This window comes from Flavobacterium beibuense F44-8, from assembly GCF_000769915.1.
GTDB classification, from domain to species: domain Bacteria; phylum Bacteroidota; class Bacteroidia; order Flavobacteriales; family Flavobacteriaceae; genus Flavobacterium; species Flavobacterium beibuense.
On the sequence record NZ_JRLV01000003.1, the window covers coordinates 289,511 to 309,143 of the forward strand.

Sequence of the window (19,633 nt, forward strand, 5' to 3'; positions counted from 1 at the left end):
TTTTTTTTTAATCAAGTGATAATGTTATTTGTCCGTCATCATCAAGACCTATTGTTGTATTTCCGTCTGTCAAATCAACTTCATCCTTCACCTCCATTTCTTCCGGTTCCGGTTCTTCTTCCGGCTCATCATAAGGTAATGATTCCAACAGGTTAATTTGTCTTACTTTATCAGTAGTTAACTGGTTACCCAGTGCCTTTATGCCTTTAACAGCAATGAAACCTTCAAGATCTACTTCCATGTTTTCCTTCTGTACTCCTTTTACCTTAGAGAATATTATCTCGGCAACAGGTCTGTAATCAGTAGAAACAATTTCGAGTTGTGAGTTAGGATGCTCTGTTATAAAGATTTCTTCCTTGTTCTCGTTTTCAACCAAAAAGCGTTTTATATAGTAACGGGTTTTCTCCCCGTCATAATAAATGGCAGAAATAGGCTTTTTAGGCACCCATTTTTCCAGTACGATCATTCCTTCCTCAAAGTGAGTAGAAAGATCCGGTATAATAGTTTTTACTTTACCCGACTGATTAATAATAAGTAGCCTGTCATTAGATTTGAATTCACCCAGCAGTTCTCCCCTTCCGTCAACATTTAAACGCTGTACGGTATCGTCAAACCAAATCCTTCTCGGTTTTAAAGTGGATATACCTTTCTCTTTAAGCTCAATACGCTTAATAGGATATCTTGTCACTTTGTTACCTTTTGAGGCACGTCCTTTTATGGCTAGTGTGGCAAAATCAAGATCAAACTTCAGTTTCTTAATACTTCCTACCTGTCGTAGCAGTATGGTAACCACTTCGGCCTCACCGTTTGGATTTCCTGAGAAGTATACTATTTGCGACCCTTTATTACCCTGAGTCAAATCATACAATTTATCTCTGGTAATACTGGTTACATTAAATCGTTTTACGTATGATGGCCCCGACTTACCATCTCGGTAAATCATATTGTAAATGGTACGCTTATCGTTTTTGGTAAATACGGCAACATAAATAATGTCTTTACCCACAAAGGTTTTCACATCCACCTTTGTCACCATCATGTTACCATCTCTTAAAAACACAATTACATCGTCAATGTCAGAACAATCGGCTACATATTCGTCTTTTTTAAGTCCGGTACCTACAAAACCTTCTTCACGGTTAACGTAAAGCTTGGTATTACGCAAAACAACCTTAGTAGCCTCAATATTATCAAAGTTCCTAATCTCCGTTTTACGTTCTCTACCTTTACCATATTTCTCTTTCAGGTTCTGGAAGAAATCAATGGCAAAATCAATTATATGCTCTAAATTATGCTTTACTTGTTCAATATCACCTTCAAGAGCTTCTATTTTCTCCTGAGCCTTATCAATATCAAACTTAGAGATACGTTTAATTCGTATTTCTGTAAGCCTTACAATATCCTCTTCGGTTACGGCGCGCTTAAGGTGTTTAGTAAAAGGTTTCAAACCTTCATCAATAGCCTTAATAACACCTTCCCAAGTTTCTTCTTCCTCAATACGGCGGTAAATCCTGTTTTCTATAAAAATACGTTCTAACGACTGGAAATGCCATTGCTCTTCAAGCTCAGTAAGTTCAATTTCCAGTTCACTCCTTAAAAGCTCCACCGTTCTGTCGGTCGATATTCTGAGCATATCACTTACCCCTACAAACAGCGGTTTTTGATCCTGAATAACACAGCCAAGCGGTGCTATGGATGTTTCGCAGGCCGTAAAGGCATAAAGAGCATCTATAGTTTTATCAGGAGAAACACCGTTAGGAAGATGTATCAATATCTCAACATCAGCCGCAGTGTTGTCTTCAATTTTGCGTATTTTAATTTTCCCTTTTTCGTTAGCCTTAAGTATACTGTCTATTAACGAAGTAGTATTTGTAGTAAAAGGTATTTGTGTAATAACCAGCGTACTCTTATCCTGTTGTGAAATTTTAGCACGCACCCTTACACGACCACCCCTCATACCGTCGTTATAGTTAGACATATCGGCCACACCACCTGTAGGGAAATCAGGATAAAGTGTAAACGGTTTCTTCTTTAATATTTTAACCGAAGCATCTATAAGCTCAAGAAAATTATGCGGAAGCACTTTAGTAGATAAACCTACCGCAATACCCTCGGCACCCTGAGCCAATAGTAACGGGAACTTAACCGGAAGATGCACCGGTTCATTTTTACGTCCGTCATAAGACGACTGCCATGTGGTAATTTTAGGGCTATACAACACATCGAGCGCAAACTTGGAAAGTCGCGCCTCAATATAACGGGGAGCAGCAGCTCCGTCACCTGTAAGAATGTTACCCCAGTTACCCTGAGTGTCGATAAGCAGGTCCTTTTGCCCTATCTGTACCATGGCATCACCAATACTGGCATCACCGTGCGGGTGATACTGCATAGTGTGCCCTACTACGTTAGCCACCTTGTTGTAACGACCATCGTCCAGTTCCTTAAGGGAATGCATTATCCTTCGCTGTACCGGTTTAAAACCATCTTCAATGGCAGGTACCGCACGCTCCAGGATAACGTAGGAAGCATAATCCAGAAACCAGTCTTTATACATACCCGTTACCTTGGTAATGGTATCCTGTGACTCCGGATTATCCGACTTTTCGTAAAAATGTTCGCCTTCTAACGGCTCTAAGTTTTCTTCGTCCATGTATTTACTTCCAAATTAAAATTTGAAATAATATGTGTATGAATTGAGATTATTCTTCAACAACATCAAGTTCAACCTTAAGGTTATTGATAATAAACTCCTGCCTGTCTGGCGTATTTTTACCCATGTAAAACTCCAACAGAGTCTCTACTGATGTCGCTTTATCCATTAATACTGGATCCAAACGTATATCCTGACCAATGAAGTGCTGGAACTCATCGGGCGAAATCTCACCTAGACCTTTAAATCGGGTTATTTCCGGCTTGCCTTTAAGTTTATCAATGGCATTACGGCGTTCCTCATCAGAGTAGCAGTATATGGTTTCCTTTTTGTTCCTAACACGGAATAAAGGCGTTTGTAATATATACAAATGATTTTCCTTTATCAGCTCAGGGAAAAACTGTAAAAAGAAGGTAATTAACAGCAAGCGTATGTGCATACCGTCTACGTCGGCATCCGTTGCAATTACAATATTGTTGTAACGCAGGTTCTCCATATCCTCCTCAATATCAAGCGCAGCCTGTAATAAGTTAAACTCCTCGTTCTCATAAACAATTTTTTTGCTCATGCCATACGAGTTTAATGGCTTACCCCGTAAACTGAAAACCGCCTGTGTGTTTACATCCCTTGACTTGGTAATGGAACCTGAAGCCGAATCCCCCTCGGTAATGAAAAGTGTACTTTCCAGACTTCGCGGATTTTTAGCATCGGTTAAGTGTACCCTGCAGTCTCGCAGTTTCTTATTGTGAAGACTTGCTTTCTTAGCCCTGTCCCTTGCCAGTTTACGTATACCTGAAAGTTCTTTACGTTCACGCTCTGCCTGCAATATCTTTTTAAGCAGAGCATCAGCCACTTCCGGGTTACGGTGCAGGAAGTTATCAAGCTTGGTTTTTATAAAGTCGTTTACAAAAGTACGCACTGTAGGCTGGTTTGGCCCCATATCGGTAGAACCGAGCTTGGTCTTCGTTTGCGATTCAAATACAGGTTCCTCTACCTTAACGCTGATAGCACTAACTATAGATTTCCTTATATCGGCAGCCTCAAAGTTTTTATTGTAAAACTCTTTTACAGTCCTCACAATAGCCTCACGAAAAGCCCCTAAGTGGGTACCACCCTGTGTGGTATTCTGTCCGTTAACAAAAGAGTAATATTCTTCACTATACTGTGTTTTGCTGTGAGTAATAGCAACCTCTATGTCTTCATCCTTCAGGTGGATTATAGGATAAATCCTGTCCTCCTCATTTATTGTTTCTCCAAGAAGATCTTTAAGTCCTTCTTCAGAATAGTATTTTTCACCGTTGAAAATTATTGTAAGTCCTGTATTCAGGTAACAATAATTTTTAAGCATTTTTACAATATACTCGTTACGGTATTTGTAATTTTTAAAAATGGTATCATCTGCAAGGAAAGTAACCTTAGTACCTTTCCTTTTGGAAGTTTCGGCAAGTTCTTCTTCGGCAGTAAGTTCTCCGGCAGAGAAATCGGCAGCTTTGATTTGGTTATCCCTAACCGACTCAACCCTGAAATAACTTGAAAGTGCATTTACCGCTTTGGTACCCACACCATTTAAACCCACTGACTTTTTAAATGCTTTAGAGTCGTACTTACCACCGGTATTCATTTTGGAGACCACATCTACCACCTTACCTAAAGGGATACCACGCCCGTAGTCACGAACGCTCACAGTTTTATCCTTTACGGTAACCTCAATGGTCTTACCGGTTCCCATTACAAACTCATCAATAGAGTTATCTATAACCTCTTTTAAAAGAATGTAAATACCGTCGTCTGGCGAAGAGCCGTCTCCCAGCTTACCAATGTACATACCCGGACGCATACGGATATGTTCCTTCCAGTCTAACGAGCGGATGTTATCTTCAGTGTACTGATTCTGCTCCAGCATAGTAAAATTTATGGATTTTCTGCTAATATATTATATCTGCGGAAAAAAAGAAAGCGTGAAAGGGGAAACTTATTAAAAGTCAGACAACTTTTATCAGTTTTTTAATGTTTTATGACCTATCCCCTGTTTATGCGGTATGCAAGCACCGATTTCCTGTTAATATACAAGGTTAAAACACCAATTGAGCTATTATTGAACTCCACTTCAAACTCGGCCACATCATCGTTAAAAACGGGTTTTACTAATTTAAAAATACGCTCCTTGCTAAATACATAGGCAACCGTATCCTGCGGACTGATATTTTTAATTTTAAACGATAAAACACCGTTTTTTACCCCTTTAAAAGTCCCGTATTTCGGAGTGATAAGCTCGTACCCTCCTGAAAGATAATTGCCATAATACAGTGGTAAATTAGCAAAGTCTTTTTCGGTTTTATTGGTTAGCAACCACTTTTTCTCATCAGGAAAATGATTGAGAAAAAACGTATCGGGACTGGTAAAAAAGAACGCATCATTAAACCTGAATTCAAACCGTAACGGATTACCTGTTGCCGTACCCGCAGCCCACGTAACATCGAGAAGCTTCCACTCTCCGCCTACTTTAACAGCATTCCAGGCATGATCTCTCGCTCTCGGACCTGCACCCACGTGTGAAGGGTGTGATTTTGAAGTCCCCGGTATTATTTCGGCTTCAAGCCCTAGTTTATTAGCTATAATTTTAAATAAAGCCGAATAACCATGACACACTGCCTTTTTATTTTTTAAAGTAGTTGTGGCAAGCTTTTCATCCATTTCTTTCAATTTAGCCAGCTTTTCTGCTTCTGTACGGTATGAAAAACCTACTGGGCGTTCACTAACGCCATATTTACCAATATCATATTCCACATTAAGCGCAATCCATGTAAATATAGCACGTGCCTTTTCATCATCACGTTTAAAATCAGTATTTATCTTTTCGGCAAACTTATCTAAAGATGAAAATTTATTTGGGTATCCTTTAACTACATCATCTACCTTCGTAAAATCCTGTGCGGTCATTTTACCGCTAAACAACATGATGAATAATAAGATTATAACCGACTTAAAATGCGTTTTTTTCATGTATCATACCCACCAACAATCCTGCCAGTTATTTTAAAATATAGGTCACAACAAACTGTTGGTCAATAACTATATTCAAATAATGATCAGTTTCTTTATTTACTTTAGCTTTGGCTGTCATTGTATTTGCATCAATTTCCAGATACTCCAGTTTATTGGCTCCGTCTGTAAAATAATATACAGCCATGTATGGATTGGCATCCTTAAACTTGATAATTATTTCTCCATCAGAAGGAATAGTAACCACAGCTGCAGAAGGTTCAGTAATTGTATAATCTGCTTTTATATATTCGCCGTAATATAATGGCAGGTTTATAAATTCTTCTTTAGTTTTTTTGGTCAACAGCCATTTTTCATCGTTAGGGTAATGATTAAGGAAGAATTTATTGGGTGCTGTAAAAAAATAGCCATCATTAAAATTAGCCCTAAACTGCCCGGGACCAACCATAATACCTGCTCCAAGAGTAGCATCGGCAAACCTCCACTCTCCCTTTATTTTAACCGCATTCCAGGAATGATTAACCGTTACAGGACTTTTCCCTATATCCTGAGGAGAAGCCTTAAGAAAACCAACTATAGAGACGCATTCAAGTCCTACTTCATTACAAAGCTTTTCAAACAGTTCTGTATAACCACGGCTGGTTGCCTTATTATCTTTTAAAGCTTTTGTTACAATTTCAGCTTTATATTTTTTCTCTTTCTGAACCCTTTCCTGTTCCGTTTTATAAGTAAATGCAGCTTTTCCCGACTGAACATCATCAAACTGAACATTTTGGGCTATCCAGCTAAAAATAGCTCTAGCCTTATCATTTTCAGATGTAAAATCCTTTTTTATAAGCTGGGCTAATTGATTTACGTCGGTAAACGAATGAGGATAAGAAGAAACAGTAGCATCTACAGTTGAAAAATCCTGTGAATAAACGGCTGCTGAAAGTAGTAAAAAGAGTAATGTTATTTTTTTCATCGGTGTGTTTTAAAGGCTCAAAGATATATTCTTATTTTAAGACTAAGAATCCTAAAGTTTTTATTTTTTATTTACTTAAACATAAAAACTCATGAAATACCAAATATCATTTGTACTTATTTAAAATGGCTTTATCGTAAGTTGTCCACAAACAGGCTTTTTGGTTTGCTGCTTTTAGAGCATTATTAGTCCATGTATTACAAGTATAAAACAGGCTGTATTTACCATTACCCTCATAAAACGCGTCATACTGTCCGTAACTTCGGTTAGCTATCCAGATTGTCTCTCCGTTTTCATCATACTCAAAACTTTTCTCAATATAATCAACTAACTTTTCGTAATCCTGTTTAGTTATGGTAAGCTTAACACAGTTATCATCCTGCCTTACAGTTTTATAAAACCTTGTATGCATTGCCGAAGTACCCATATAGAATGCAGCATTAAAAGCTGTACTGGCTTTAAGATCACTCCACTTTGGCGTGTTAAGGTAAAACCCTTTATCACCCCAGCCAAAAGCTACATATTTAGCCAAAGTATCGTTAGCCTTTGTTTCATTATACAGTATTTGCCCTGTCCAATCTTTTACTCCGTTTTTTACAGGCACTATAATATCTGTATGTACACCATTAGAGTTTACATACACAACAATATCACCTTTCTCAGCATTGACATTTACAGGAATATACGATAATACCAGTGTAGCAATTACGTACACCAGTATAAAGCACAACAGACCTATAATTAGCTTTTTAAAAACCTTAAAAGACCTTTTAAGAATTAAGTTCATAGTCGAAATTGCGTATAATATCCTTTAACGCATTATCAAACTCTTTATTGGAAATTGTTCCGTTTTCCACATCAAAATTTTCATTGAAAGATGGCAGTGTGAAAGTATCTTTTATATTACCTCCATACCATTTAAGACTTATTTTAGCAGCTTCAAGCGAGTTTTTACCTCCAAATTTACCGGGTGAGGTAGACATTAACAACAATGGTTTATTGGCAAACACTTCTTTCTTTTGCCTTGAAGCCCAATCGTATATATTTTTAAAGGCAACGGTCATACCTGCATTGTGTTCGGCAACTGAGATAACCAACACATCAGCGCTTTCAAGTTTCTCTAAAAACTTACCGGCAAGTTCAGGTTTACCAATTTCATTTTCTTTATCTACACTATACAATGGCAATTCATAATCATTTAAGTCAAGTATTTCTACGACATCTCCCTCAAACAGGTTTGCCGCATAAGTTGCCAGTTTTTTATTTATTGAATTTTTACTACTACTGCCGCCAAAAGCTACTATTTTCATATAGTTTATAATTTTAGGTTGATTTCTAAAATTACAAAAAAATACTACAATAGTATAGCCGTTTAACAATCTATTATCAGTCTTTCTTCTTAAGATATTTATTGTAACCGGAAGGCTCTAACGACAGAATTTTAGCGAATTCTTTTCTGCTTGGATTAAGATAAACTTTAAGTGTATCCTCATCAGTTCGTATATCATTAACTAAGGCTTTAAGCTTTTTAAAATCACTTTTATCCTTAAAGTATTTCCAAAACAAAGTATCGTTATGAATTGACAGTATTCTTGCCGACCAATAGACCGAGTCTTTTTCACTTAATACGAGCTGCCCTTTAAAGCGTTTAGCTATCTGCCTTTTAGACAAGGAGAAAACAGTATCCATTATTTGTTTATGAAAAAATATGGTATCCCCTTTTTCCTCAGTATCATAAACTATACTCTCATCAGGAGAAACAACAGTAAGCTTTCCGTTATTATAAGTAACACTATCGGTTAATGTCTCGAGTTCTGATTTTGTGATTTCACCATTAAGAAAATACTTGTAGTAAATATCTTTTTCATCTATATGTAGCTCCCTAACTTCATCTGTAGTAGCATAAATCCCCCTGTATTTTGCCGGAAAAGATTTCAGGTCAGAATCATTAACAGGTTGCGGTTCATTAAAATAAAAACGAACGCCATAATCTTCCATCATTGATGATTCTTTACAGCTTATAAGAACAAACAAAGCTCCAAAAAACAATGTTTTTACCTTCATATCTATATTTTATTTATACCGAAAAGTCTGTTAAAAAAATTGTACCATCTTGCCTATCCAAAAAAAGCTTCTTATTTTCATATTCTCCTTTTACTTTCCAAACATCATAAGCTTTTATACCTCTTGGTATGAACCATTCTGGTTTATCTGAAAAAAAATATAACAAATCGTTGTCTATTTCATTATTTTCAACTTTAACTAAGTTGTTTTCCTCTATTAACTTTGAAATGAATTGTGGATCATTCTTTATCTCTATAAAGAAACAATACTCATAAGTCCAGTGAGACGATTGCCAAAACCATGAATTATTTACAGTTATGTTTTCAGGCTTTTCCTCATAAAAAATCCTTTCCCAATTGTCATCATTGTCCTCCCATGTTCCACCCATAAAGCATCCTGACAATATGAATAATAACAGTATATAAAAAGCTTTTTTCATTTCTATTTTTTATAACTCTAAATATACATAAATAAAACACTGTAACTATGAACAATAATTTTTACATCATAACCGGAGGACCCGGTTGTGGCAAAACAACCTTAATAGAAAAATTAAAACAATATGGATATAATTGTATAGATGAAGCTGCAAGATCAATAATACAGGAACAGGTTAAAAATAATGGTAATGCCTTACCATGGAAAAACACATTTAAATACAAAGAATTAATAACATTTTTCGACAGAGGCATACCTGATACCCTATGCTATTCTAAAGTTTTAAATGAGGAAATTACCCCTGAAGAAAACTTAGCTTCAATAGCTTACAGATATAACAAAAAAGTATTTTGGTTACCTCCGTGGAAAGAAATCTATACAACAGACAGTGAAAGGAAACAAAACTGGACAGAAGCAAAAAGAATTGCATTTTTAATGAAAGAAACTTATCTAAATTACGACTATGAAGTAATTGAAATCCCTAAAACAAATCCTAGACAAAGGGTTTCATTCATATTAGATAATATTAAATAAGAAAGCCCTGCTGTATGGCAGGGCTTTCTTATTTATTTTAAAGGAATTACACGTTAAACCTAAAGTGCATTACATCACCATCTTTAACAATATATTCTTTACCTTCTACTCTTAGTTTTCCGGCTTCTTTTACTTTGGCCTCAGATCCGTAAGTTACATAATCATCATAACCTATAACCTCTGCACGAATAAAACCTTTCTCAAAATCGGTATGGATAACACCTGCAGCCTGTGGCGCGGTATCTCCTATTTGAATAGTCCAGGCACGAACTTCTTTTACACCTGCAGTAAAATACGTTTGAAGACTTAATAACTTATAAGCCGAACGGATTAATGCGCTTGCACCCGGCTCTTTCAAACCAAGATCTTCAAGGAACATTTGACGCTCTTCATAGCTATCAAGCTCTGTAATATCAGCCTCTGTACCTACAGCCAGGAACATAACTTCTGCATTTTCATCTTTAACCAGTTCGCGTACTTTCTCTACATACTCATTACCTGTAGCAGCAGCACCTTCATCAACATTACAAACATAAAGTACAGGCTTCGTAGTAATAAGCTGGAACAATTGTATAAGCTCTTCCTCGTCCTGATTTTGTGGCTGTACTGTTCTGGCCGATTTACCTTGTAAAAGTGCTTCCCTGATTCTTTCCATTAAGGCAACTTCTGCCTGAGCTTCCTTATTACCGGTTTTAGCAGCTTTTTTAGCTTTTTCAAGACGTTTCTCTATTGTTTCAAGATCTTTAAGCTGAAGCTCAATATCAATAGTCTCTTTATCTCTAATAGGGTTAACGTTACCGTCAACGTGTACAATGTTATCGTTATCAAAACATCTAAGTACGTGTATAATAGCATTACACTCCCTAATGTTTCCTAAAAACTGGTTTCCTAAACCTTCACCTTTACTGGCTCCTTTTACAAGACCCGCAATATCAACAATCTCTACAGTTGCAGGAATTACCCTTTCCGGGTTAACAAGCTCTTCCAGCTTAGAAAGCCTTGGGTCTGGTACGTTAACCACACCTACATTAGGCTCAATGGTACAAAACGGGAAGTTAGCACTTTGTGCTTTAGCATTTGATAAACAATTGAAAAGAGTTGATTTACCAACGTTTGGCAATCCTACAATACCTGCTTTCATTATTAAGTGATTTTTTAAGGGTGCAAATATAAGTTTTTGAAATTAAAAAATCAGTAGCTCAATGTTTTAAAAACATTGTTTTTTACCAATACTTTAGGTTTATATATAAATATATTTAACATTATCATGTTAACTTTGACGTAATAACCTTAAAACCAAAGACATTATGAAAAATTTAATCACGATATTAGTACTTATTTTCGGGGTTACGGTCTATGCTCAAAACACCAACGTAACTAAAGAAACTAAGACCACCACCGTAACGGTAGACGACGGTACAGGAGAACCTAAAAAACTGGTAAAAACACAACATACAGAAGCCAGACAAAATGTGGAAGTAAAACAAACCGGACGCAACACTCTTAATAAAGATATTAAGGAAACACCTGTAAAAGTCACCGAAAAAACAACCATATCGGGCGATGGTATAGCTACACAGGAATTAGGAGAAACCATTCGTTACGAACTTAAAGGTAAAACCTATATACTAATAAGAGATAATAGCGGATTTAAAGTATACTCTCCCGAAAACGAAGAACTTGGCGTAATCAGGAAAACATCTAAAACTACTTATATATATCAAACCAAAGATCATAAAGTATCATTAGGCTACTTTGACAATAACGGGAACTTTATTATTGAAAGCTATAATAATGATGACGATAGTGTAAAAACCGAAAGATTTTCAAGAATTACCCAATAACAATTCTATTATATACAGATGTAAGTCCCAACTTGAGTTGGGACTTTTTTTATAACCTCAAATTCTCAATAAAACATGTAAAATTCTAATTAACAATACACTTATATCCATTTTTCAAACTTCAATATTTTATGTTACATAGTTTTGAAGAAAAGAAGAACCAATGAAAACTACAGTTACTTTATTATTTTTAATTCTAACATGTTTTAATACACAAGCGCAAAACAATAACTTTAGCTGGGTTAAAACACCTCCTATTGACCTTAACCTTAATCCTGATATGGTTGGTTATACGAATACTATTGATAACTCCGGAAACATCTATATGGCAGGCTTTATGAATAATGCCGTAGCGTCTTCTGTAGAAATTATGGGTAACTTATTTTACAATAAATACAACAGTAACGGAGAAGTTATATTTAGTAAATCTTTTATAGGTACCGGCGCTATTTTTGATATGAAAACCGACACACAGGGAAATGTTTTTCTTGCATTAGGTTTTGAGGACAGCATAACATTAAATAGTACTACTTATACAAACGAAATGGCTTCTCAAACCAAATTATTACTTATTAAACTAGATAGCGAGGGAGAAATTTTATGGTCGTATGAACCCGTTATGGAAGGCACTGTGTCATGGGATGTTGTATCTGAGCTCAGATGCATTGCAACAGATACAGACAACAACATATATTTAGGTTACAACAACTTTATTAACTCCTTTATCACAAAACTCTCGCCAAACGGTGAAGAACTACTTACCATAACTCAGCTAGATGTTAGAAGATTAACATCTTTAAGCATAGACAGTACAGGAAACATATACGCAGCAGGATCGTGTGCCGACCCTAATGCAACATTTGCAGGGATAACCGTTCCTAACAACCTTACCTACAACACTTATGCTGTAAAATACGACTCTACAGGAAGCTTTCAATGGGTAAAATATATAGAAGATATTACCTGTCCGGAACCTCAAATCACAGTATACAGTGAAAATGATATCTATTTAAGTTCATACCTTTTTGGTAGTTTCATGTTTGATGACATAGTTGCTGAAGGAGGCAACGCATTTGGTGATTTTTATTTAGCAAAACTTAATAGTGAAGGAGCATTTCAATGGGTTCGTGAAGCTCCGGGAACAGAAGGCCAGATTATATTAGGTAAGAGAAACTTTCTTAATATAGACACACAGGGAAATGTTTATATAACAGGTAAAACCAAATGGGAAATAAACTGGAATAGTGAAATTACTACTTCACCAATAGGAAATAATCCTGATGCGGTTGTATTAAAATATTCACCTCAGGGCGAATTACTAATGGCAAAAACCATTACAGGTGAAGGCGACAGCCGTATAGACAACATTATAACAGATGACAACGGTAACTTGTATTTGACAGGATTGTATCTTGGTAAAAATTATTTTGATGACTTTGCACATGATGGTACTACTCACAACGCTTTTCTTGCAAAATTAAATGCATCACAATTAAGTATATCAAATAATAGCTTAATTCAAATAACTCTGTCTCCTAACCCATCGTCTGATTACCTGTATATAAAAAATTTAGAAAATACAGCTAAAGGAACTATATACAACACTTTGGGGCAGGAAGTAAAAAAAATAACAATAGCTCCTAATAAAGGAATCACTATTAAATCACTTAATAACGGAATCTATACTATAAAACTCGAAGGATATAAACCTGTAAAATTTATAAAGAACTAAAACTACTAATCTCTATATAAACCTTCCCCTTTAGTATTTTATAAAAAAATCTAAAGGTGATTTTTTTTTGAAAAATCCAATTATTATACACTGAAAGCTGTTTTAGGATTTTTTTAATGGCCTTCATTCTATTTTTAAATACCAAAAGAGACGTTTTCACCAAATAAAACATAAAAAAACTATAATATTTAAATTTTATGTTTTGTTAATTCCATAATTAAAAACTGACACAAAGAAAGTTAACCAGACTTCAATCTTTACAAAATTCATAAATTAATCATGTTTAAATGAATAATAAATATTAAATATTCATTATTTACATTTTATATTAAAAAAAATGAAATTTTAAACATTTTAACAGTTTTTGTTATTTAAAACACAAAAATAGATATTATAACTTTAAAACATCTTTTTGTTGTATTTATCTCAAATTATTATGTAATGTGATAATTAACACAAATTATACCTTAATTTTTTATAAATTTAAAGCCCTTTTAACAAACTAAATATTAATCTATGAGAAAAATTACTTTTTTAATTCTCTTAATGTTCATTTCCTACAGCAATTATGCTCAGCTACCTGATGGGGTTGAAGGATTTGAAACATGGCCTCCTACAGGTTGGACCATTGAGGATAATGATTCAGGTATTGTTCAATCCTGGAAACAAAGCACATTTGGTAATACCATTTTACCACCTTACGAAGGTGATTATGCGGCTTTTATTGATCGTGAAAATGTGCCGGACACAGATGACGTCCCGCAGGATTGGTTAATAACACCTTTACTTACATTACCAAACAACCCTCAGCTTCGTTTCTTTTCACGCTTATCAGTAAATGGTGATGATGGAGGTTTGTACCGTATTATGGTTTCAACCGATGCTGACCCAACTAACTTAACTGCCTATACCGAAGTTATAGAGTGGACTGAATTAGCTTTAAATCCGGTACAACAGGAGTATACTGAAAAAATTGTTGATCTTACAGGCTTGGCAGGTCAATCAGTATATATCGCTTTTGTAATGGAAGCTGACTTTAAAGACAGATGGTTAGTTGATAACGTTAGTGTAGTAGAAGAGTGTATAGCACCTACAGCCTTAACAGCTGCAAACCCTACTCTTAACTCTGCCGATTTAAGCTGGACTCCAGATCCTGGTAGTGATACTTGGGAAGTTGAAGTGGTTGAAGCTGCTGCTGCACCAACAGGAACAGGAATTATTTATGATCAGGCATTACCATATCAGCCATCAGGGCTATTAGAAGGTACTGACTATAAATTTTATGTAAGAACGGTTTGTGGACCGGGTAATACAAGTGAATGGGCAGGCCCGTTAAACTTTAGTACTGCTTCTTTAGGAGAAACGTGTGGTGCTCCTATAGACATTACTGCATTACCATATTCTACTACAGACAACACGTCTAACTATGGTGATGACTATAATGGTTCACCGGGTGCTTCAGGCTGTGGTACAACAAATGGATATCTTAATGGTGATGACGTAGTTTATGCATACACCGCTACTGAAGACGGAGCTATTAGTATAGATGCAACTGGCTTAGGTAATTTTGCCGGTCTTTTTATTTATGATGACTGTGCTGATATTGGTGTAGCATGTATAGGTGGAGCAACAGGAAACGCTACTACTCCTATATCATTATCTACTGTACCGGTATTAGCTGGTACTACATATTATATAGTAATATCTACTTGGGCAAACCCACAGTCTACACCATATACATTAACTGTACAGATTGTTAACTGTCCTCCGCCTACAACATTATCTGCTACTAACATAGATAATGATTCTGCAGATCTTTCATGGGATGCTAACGGAGCTACATCATGGGAAATTGTAGTACAAAACGCAGGCGCAGGTATACCAGCAGGCGCAGGAACTACAATAACTGATAACAGTGACTACAATGTTACTGCTACTACAGCTGGTGTAAACTTTACTGAGGCAACTACATATGAATATTATGTAAGAGCCGATTGTGGTGACGGTACTTTTAGTGCATGGTCTGGACCATTTGTGTTTATGACTACTCAGGTACCTGCTGCTATGGATTTCTCTGATGACTTTGAAGCAGTTTCAGGATGGTCCTTAAGTAACGGTACAGCCACTAACCAATGGACAATTGGTAACGCAACAAGTAATGGCGGAACACAATCTCTTTACATAACAAATGATGGTGGTGTTTCAAATGCCTTTACAAATAACTCTACATCTGTAGTACATGCGTATAGAGATATACAAATGCCGGCAGCTGTAGATCAGGTATTACTATCATACGACTGGAAAGCTGTTGGTGAATCATGCTGTGATTACTTAAGGGTATGGATGGTTCCTGCTACTTTTGTCCCTACAGCCGGTACACTTGTTACTACCGGCGCTAGTGGTGGTCAACAATTTGGTGGAAACCAAAACATGAACGCTAACTTTATTACTGCTAACTATGTGGTAGACGCTTCTGCTTATGCAGGACAGGTAGTACGCTTAATATTTGAGTGGAGAAACGACGGCAGTGTAGGTACAAACCCTCCTGCTGCTGTAGATAATGTTAACCTATCGGTAATAACATGTCCTGCTCCTACTGCTCTTACTTTAGATGACTTACAAATTGATCAGGCTACTGTATCATGGACAGGACCAACATCTGTATCACCTACGTTTGATTATTACTTATCAACTTCAAACACAGCTCCGGATGATGCAACTGTTCCTACAGGAAATGTTGCAGATGAAAACGTAACTCTGGATCCTCTTGATGACTCTACAGGATATTTCTTCTGGGTAAGAAGTAATTGTGGTCCTGGCGACTCTAGTTTCTGGGTAGGTCCATTAGCATTTAGTACGCCTCAAATCCCTGCTGATTTGAATTTCTATGATGATTTTGAAGGTACAATAAACTGGACTTTAACAAACGGTACACAAACAAACCAATGGGTAGTAGGTACCGCAACTAGTAGTACACCAGATACATCATTATACATAACTAACGATGGTGGTGTTTCTAATGCCTTTACAAACAACAGTACATCTGTAGTACAGGCATATAGAGATATTCAAATGCCTGCAACAGCAGTAGATGAAATAAGCGTTTCATTTGACTGGAAAGCTATAGGTGAATCATGCTGTGATTATTTAAGAGTATGGATTACTCCTATAACATATACTCCTACTGCAGGAACTCAAACTACTACAGGTAACAGTAATGGTGTAAACATTACAGGTAACCTTAATATGAATGGTGACTGGACAACAGAAAACTATGTTATAGATGCTACCGGTTATACAAACCAAATTGTAAGAGTTGTATTTGAATGGAGAAATGACGGTAGTGTGGGTACAAACCCTCCTGCTGCTGTAGATAACGTTAACATTGCTGTTATTACTTGTCCGGCACCTGATAACTTAGTGGTTTCTAACATTACAGAAAATTCTGCTGATATATCTTGGGATGCTCCGGCAACAGCTCCGGATAGTTACGATTACTACCTTTCAACTTCTAATGCAAGCCCAGCTCCAGATGCTACACCAACAGATAACGTAGATCCTACAAATGCAGATCTTGAAAGTTTAAATCCTTCTACAACATACTATGTATGGGTAAGAAGCAACTGTGGAACAGATGATTATAGCTTCTGGGTAGGTCCGGCTGTATTCAATACAACACAAATACCTGCAGATGTAACTTTTGATGAAGACTTTGAAAGTGGTACTGTAGAGTGGACTTTAAATAATGGTACTGCCGTTAACCAATGGGTTGTAGGTAGCGCTGTAAGTAACAGCCCTGATAATTCGTTATATATCTCTAACGACAGTGGTGTATCTCATACTTATACAAACAACTCTACATCTGTAGTTCATGCTTATAGAGACATCGCAATACCTGCTGATGTTGTTGGCGGTGCAATTTTCTCTTTCGACTGGATGGCTCTAGGAGAAAGCTGCTGTGATTACCTTAAAGCATGGATAGTTCCTGTAACCTATACCCCTACCCCTGGTACTTTAATACCTAATGGTACCGGACAACAGTTTGGTGGTAACTTTAATCAAAGTAGTGAATGGACAAATCAAACTTATATATTTGATGCTTCTGTATATGCAGGACAAACCCTTAGGGTAATTTTCGAATGGAGAAACGATGGTAGTGCAGGTTCAAACCCTCCAGCTGCTGTAGATAATGTACTTGTACAAATACTTACATGTCCTCAACCTATAGATCTTATAGCTGAAGGTATGCAGGGAACTCCGTTTATTAACCTTTCATGGACTCCTGTTGGAGATGAAACACAATGGGAAGTTGTAATTCAGGAAATGGGTACAGGTAACCCTGGTGATGAGCCAACTACATCTGTAATCGTTACTGATGATCCAAACTATATTACTGATATTGAAGAAGGCGTTTTCTATGAATATTATGTAAGAGCTATTTGTAGCGAAGATGATTTAAGTTTATGGTCTGGACCGGCGGTATTCTCAATATTCAACCCGCCTGGATGTGCTAATGTTGAAGCATATGATCCTAACTTAGATATAATAATACCTGATGGTGAAATTATTGTTTGTCCTGGTGATGATGAGTGTTTAGCACTTTCTGCAAACTATTTACAAACAGGAGAAACTTCATCTTACGAAATAGAATCTATAGAATATGCTCCACCATTCCCATTCACAGGAGGTACTCCTGTATCGGTTGGTACAGATGACGTTTGGTCTCCTGTAGTAGAGCTTCCGTTTGATTTCTGTTTCTTTGGAGAAACTTACTCAGAAGTAATTGTTGGTTCCAATGGTGTAATCTCATTTGACACAAGTGATGCTGAAGGATATTGTCCGTGGGCATTTAACCAAACAATACCAAATGCAGGGTTCCCTATCCTTAACGCTATTTATGGTGTTTATCAGGATATAAACCCTAACGTTGATAATGATTTTGCTAACCCTGATATTAACTATCAGGTACTGGGTACTTATCCTTGTCGTGCACTTGTTGTAAACTTCTCTGAGGTAGCTCAGTTTGGAGGTGCATGTAGCAACAATGCCGATATTGGTGCACAAACAACTCAAATTGTACTATACGAAATTTCTAATATAATTGAAGTTTACGTTGGCAACAGGGTGCCATGTACATCTTGGCAAAATGGTGTAGGAGTACTTGGACTTCAAAATGCAACAGGTACAGAAGCATTTGTACCGGATGACAGAAATACGGGTGCTTGGACAGCTACTGAAGAAGCTTGGAGATTTACTCCAAACGGAGATTCAAACGTAGTTTTCGAGTGGTTACAGGATACTGCTTTCTTAAGTAATGACACTGAAGTTACTGTGTGTGTAACTGAAGAGCCAATTGTAATGACTGCACGTGCTACTTACACTACTTGTAACGGAGAAGAGTTTATTAGAGAAACAAGCTTTACTCTTCGTTTAGCAGAAGAAATTCTTAATGGTGAAACTACTGATTTAACAGTTTGTTCTACAGACGGACCAGCTACATTTAATTTAATGGATGGTGTTGCAGACATAATTGCCGGACTTACAAATCCGGAAAACTTTACTGTAACATTCTATACATCAGAAGAAGCTGCGAACCTTGGAGGTGACGACAACCTTCCTGAAATGTATGAGACCGATACTAATCAGACGATTTATGTAAGATTCCAGGAAAACGGAGGTGAATGTTACTATGTATTCTCTTTTGACCTAATTATTACAAACATCCCTCCTGAATTTACAATTGATGGTGACCTTGAAGCATGTGAAGGCGAAACTGTAACACTTACAGTAACTCCTATTAACTTTAATACAGATGATGTAACCTACACTTGGACATTTAACGGAGGACCTCTTGCTGATACTACTCCAAGTATCGTTGCTACAGAGTCAGGTATTTATGAAGTTGTTGTAGACAATAGTGGTTGTTATGCTACCGAAGCTGTTACTGTTACCATATACCCTATGCCGGTTGCAGATGTAATGGTAGATGTTGCAGAATGTGATTCTTTTGTACTTCCTGCACTAAGCGAAAATAACAACTATTATACTGGTGCCGGCGGAACAGGCGATATGCTTGCTGCCGGAAGTGAAATATCTGCCAGTCAAACTGTTTACATTTTTGCTCAAATACCTAATACTGATTGTACAGATGAAACAAGTTTCGTTGTAGATATTGTTCCTACTCCTATCATAAGTGTTAACCAGGGTTGTGAAGGCGGAATTTATATGCTTGAAGTAGTTCTTGATGAAAATTATACAGAAGATACTGTTACTATTGACTGGACTGATGCGGGTGGTGCAACTATAAGTACTGATCTAACCGCTACAGCTACAGAGATTGGTGTCTATACCGTAACAGTAACACCGGTTGGAAGTGATATCTGTTCTTCATCGTTTGAACTTAC

The 19,633-nt window shown here is 36.6% G+C and carries 13 protein-coding genes; 4 read left to right on the forward strand and 9 right to left on the reverse strand.

Features of this window, described 5'->3' with window-relative positions; all coding sequences use genetic code 11:
• Window positions 1-7 precede the first annotated feature (7 nt).
• The 8 genes from Q763_RS03495 to Q763_RS03530 all read right to left on the reverse strand — a co-directional run bounded on the left by Q763_RS03495 (window position 8) and on the right by Q763_RS03530 (window position 9,120).
• On the reverse strand, window positions 8-2,650 hold the full coding sequence (locus tag Q763_RS03495; protein WP_035131226.1) for a DNA gyrase/topoisomerase IV subunit A: 2,643 nt from the start codon (window positions 2,648-2,650) through the stop codon (window positions 8-10).
• Between the two features lie 49 nt (window positions 2,651-2,699).
• Window positions 2,700-4,553, reverse strand: a complete 1,854-nt coding sequence (locus Q763_RS03500) for a DNA topoisomerase IV subunit B (RefSeq protein WP_035131228.1) — start codon at window positions 4,551-4,553, stop codon at window positions 2,700-2,702.
• A 116-nt stretch (window positions 4,554-4,669) separates the two neighbouring features.
• Complete coding sequence (locus Q763_RS03505) at window positions 4,670-5,653, reverse strand: transglutaminase domain-containing protein (RefSeq protein WP_084595997.1); 984 nt, start codon at window positions 5,651-5,653, stop codon at window positions 4,670-4,672.
• A 28-nt stretch (window positions 5,654-5,681) separates the two neighbouring features.
• Window positions 5,682-6,617, reverse strand: coding sequence for a transglutaminase domain-containing protein (locus tag Q763_RS03510; RefSeq protein WP_035131232.1), 936 nt, complete (start codon window positions 6,615-6,617; stop codon window positions 5,682-5,684).
• Window positions 6,618-6,723: 106 nt separating this feature from the next.
• A complete protein-coding gene (locus tag Q763_RS03515; RefSeq protein ID WP_035131234.1) occupies window positions 6,724-7,404 on the reverse strand; it encodes a TIGR02117 family protein in 681 nt (226 codons plus the stop codon).
• Window positions 7,388-7,927, reverse strand: a complete 540-nt coding sequence (locus tag Q763_RS03520; RefSeq protein WP_035131244.1) for an NADPH-dependent FMN reductase — start codon at window positions 7,925-7,927, stop codon at window positions 7,388-7,390. The genes Q763_RS03515 and Q763_RS03520 overlap by 17 nt, the downstream gene beginning before the upstream one ends.
• 76 nt (window positions 7,928-8,003) lie before the next feature.
• The gene (locus tag Q763_RS03525; RefSeq protein ID WP_035131246.1) at window positions 8,004-8,681 is read right to left on the reverse strand and encodes a hypothetical protein; all 678 of its coding nucleotides are present in this window, start codon (window positions 8,679-8,681) and stop codon (window positions 8,004-8,006) included.
• A 13-nt stretch (window positions 8,682-8,694) separates the two neighbouring features.
• Window positions 8,695-9,120: a hypothetical protein gene (locus tag Q763_RS03530; RefSeq protein ID WP_035131248.1), complete on the reverse strand. Its 426-nt coding sequence runs from the start codon at window positions 9,118-9,120 to the stop codon at window positions 8,695-8,697.
• A gap of 47 nt (window positions 9,121-9,167) precedes the next feature.
• Here Q763_RS03530 and Q763_RS03535 point away from each other — a divergent pair, with 47 nt between their 5' ends.
• On the forward strand, window positions 9,168-9,653 hold the full coding sequence (locus tag Q763_RS03535; RefSeq protein WP_035131250.1) for an AAA family ATPase: 486 nt from the start codon (window positions 9,168-9,170) through the stop codon (window positions 9,651-9,653).
• A 46-nt stretch (window positions 9,654-9,699) separates the two neighbouring features.
• On the opposite strand, the gene ychF is transcribed toward Q763_RS03535, so the two are convergent.
• The gene (gene ychF / locus Q763_RS03540) at window positions 9,700-10,794 is read right to left on the reverse strand and encodes a redox-regulated ATPase YchF (RefSeq protein WP_035131253.1); all 1,095 of its coding nucleotides are present in this window, start codon (window positions 10,792-10,794) and stop codon (window positions 9,700-9,702) included.
• Between the two features lie 166 nt (window positions 10,795-10,960).
• Here ychF and Q763_RS03545 point away from each other — a divergent pair, with 166 nt between their 5' ends.
• The 3 genes from Q763_RS03545 to Q763_RS03560 all read left to right on the forward strand — a co-directional run.
• Window positions 10,961-11,497: a hypothetical protein gene (locus Q763_RS03545; protein WP_035131256.1), complete on the forward strand. Its 537-nt coding sequence runs from the start codon at window positions 10,961-10,963 to the stop codon at window positions 11,495-11,497.
• 163 nt (window positions 11,498-11,660) lie between these two features.
• A complete protein-coding gene (locus tag Q763_RS03550) occupies window positions 11,661-13,229 on the forward strand; it encodes a T9SS type A sorting domain-containing protein (RefSeq protein ID WP_035131258.1) in 1,569 nt (522 codons plus the stop codon).
• Between the two features lie 516 nt (window positions 13,230-13,745).
• Window positions 13,746-19,633, forward strand: a 5,888-nt coding sequence (locus tag Q763_RS03560; protein WP_157499298.1) for a fibronectin type III domain-containing protein, incomplete at its 3' end; no start/stop codon positions are given.

Excerpts from the sequence above, each read along its gene's own strand:
- Q763_RS03495 (WP_035131226.1), bottom strand. The coding sequence starts at position 2,650 with ATGGACGAAGAAAACTTAGAGCCGTTAGAAGGCGAACATTTTTACGAA.
- Q763_RS03500 (WP_035131228.1), bottom strand. The coding sequence starts at position 4,553 with ATGCTGGAGCAGAATCAGTACACTGAAGATAACATCCGCTCGTTAGAC.
- Q763_RS03505 (WP_084595997.1), bottom strand. The coding sequence starts at position 5,653 with ATGAAAAAAACGCATTTTAAGTCGGTTATAATCTTATTATTCATCATG.
- Q763_RS03510 (WP_035131232.1), bottom strand. The coding sequence starts at position 6,617 with ATGAAAAAAATAACATTACTCTTTTTACTACTTTCAGCAGCCGTTTAT.
- Q763_RS03515 (WP_035131234.1), bottom strand. The coding sequence starts at position 7,404 with ATGAACTTAATTCTTAAAAGGTCTTTTAAGGTTTTTAAAAAGCTAATT.
- Q763_RS03520 (WP_035131244.1), bottom strand. The coding sequence starts at position 7,927 with ATGAAAATAGTAGCTTTTGGCGGCAGTAGTAGTAAAAATTCAATAAAT.
- Q763_RS03525 (WP_035131246.1), bottom strand. The coding sequence starts at position 8,681 with ATGAAGGTAAAAACATTGTTTTTTGGAGCTTTGTTTGTTCTTATAAGC.
- Q763_RS03530 (WP_035131248.1), bottom strand. The coding sequence starts at position 9,120 with ATGAAAAAAGCTTTTTATATACTGTTATTATTCATATTGTCAGGATGC.
- Q763_RS03535 (WP_035131250.1), top strand. The coding sequence starts at position 9,168 with ATGAACAATAATTTTTACATCATAACCGGAGGACCCGGTTGTGGCAAA.
- ychF (WP_035131253.1), bottom strand. The coding sequence starts at position 10,794 with ATGAAAGCAGGTATTGTAGGATTGCCAAACGTTGGTAAATCAACTCTT.
- Q763_RS03545 (WP_035131256.1), top strand. The coding sequence starts at position 10,961 with ATGAAAAATTTAATCACGATATTAGTACTTATTTTCGGGGTTACGGTC.
- Q763_RS03550 (WP_035131258.1), top strand. The coding sequence starts at position 11,661 with ATGAAAACTACAGTTACTTTATTATTTTTAATTCTAACATGTTTTAAT.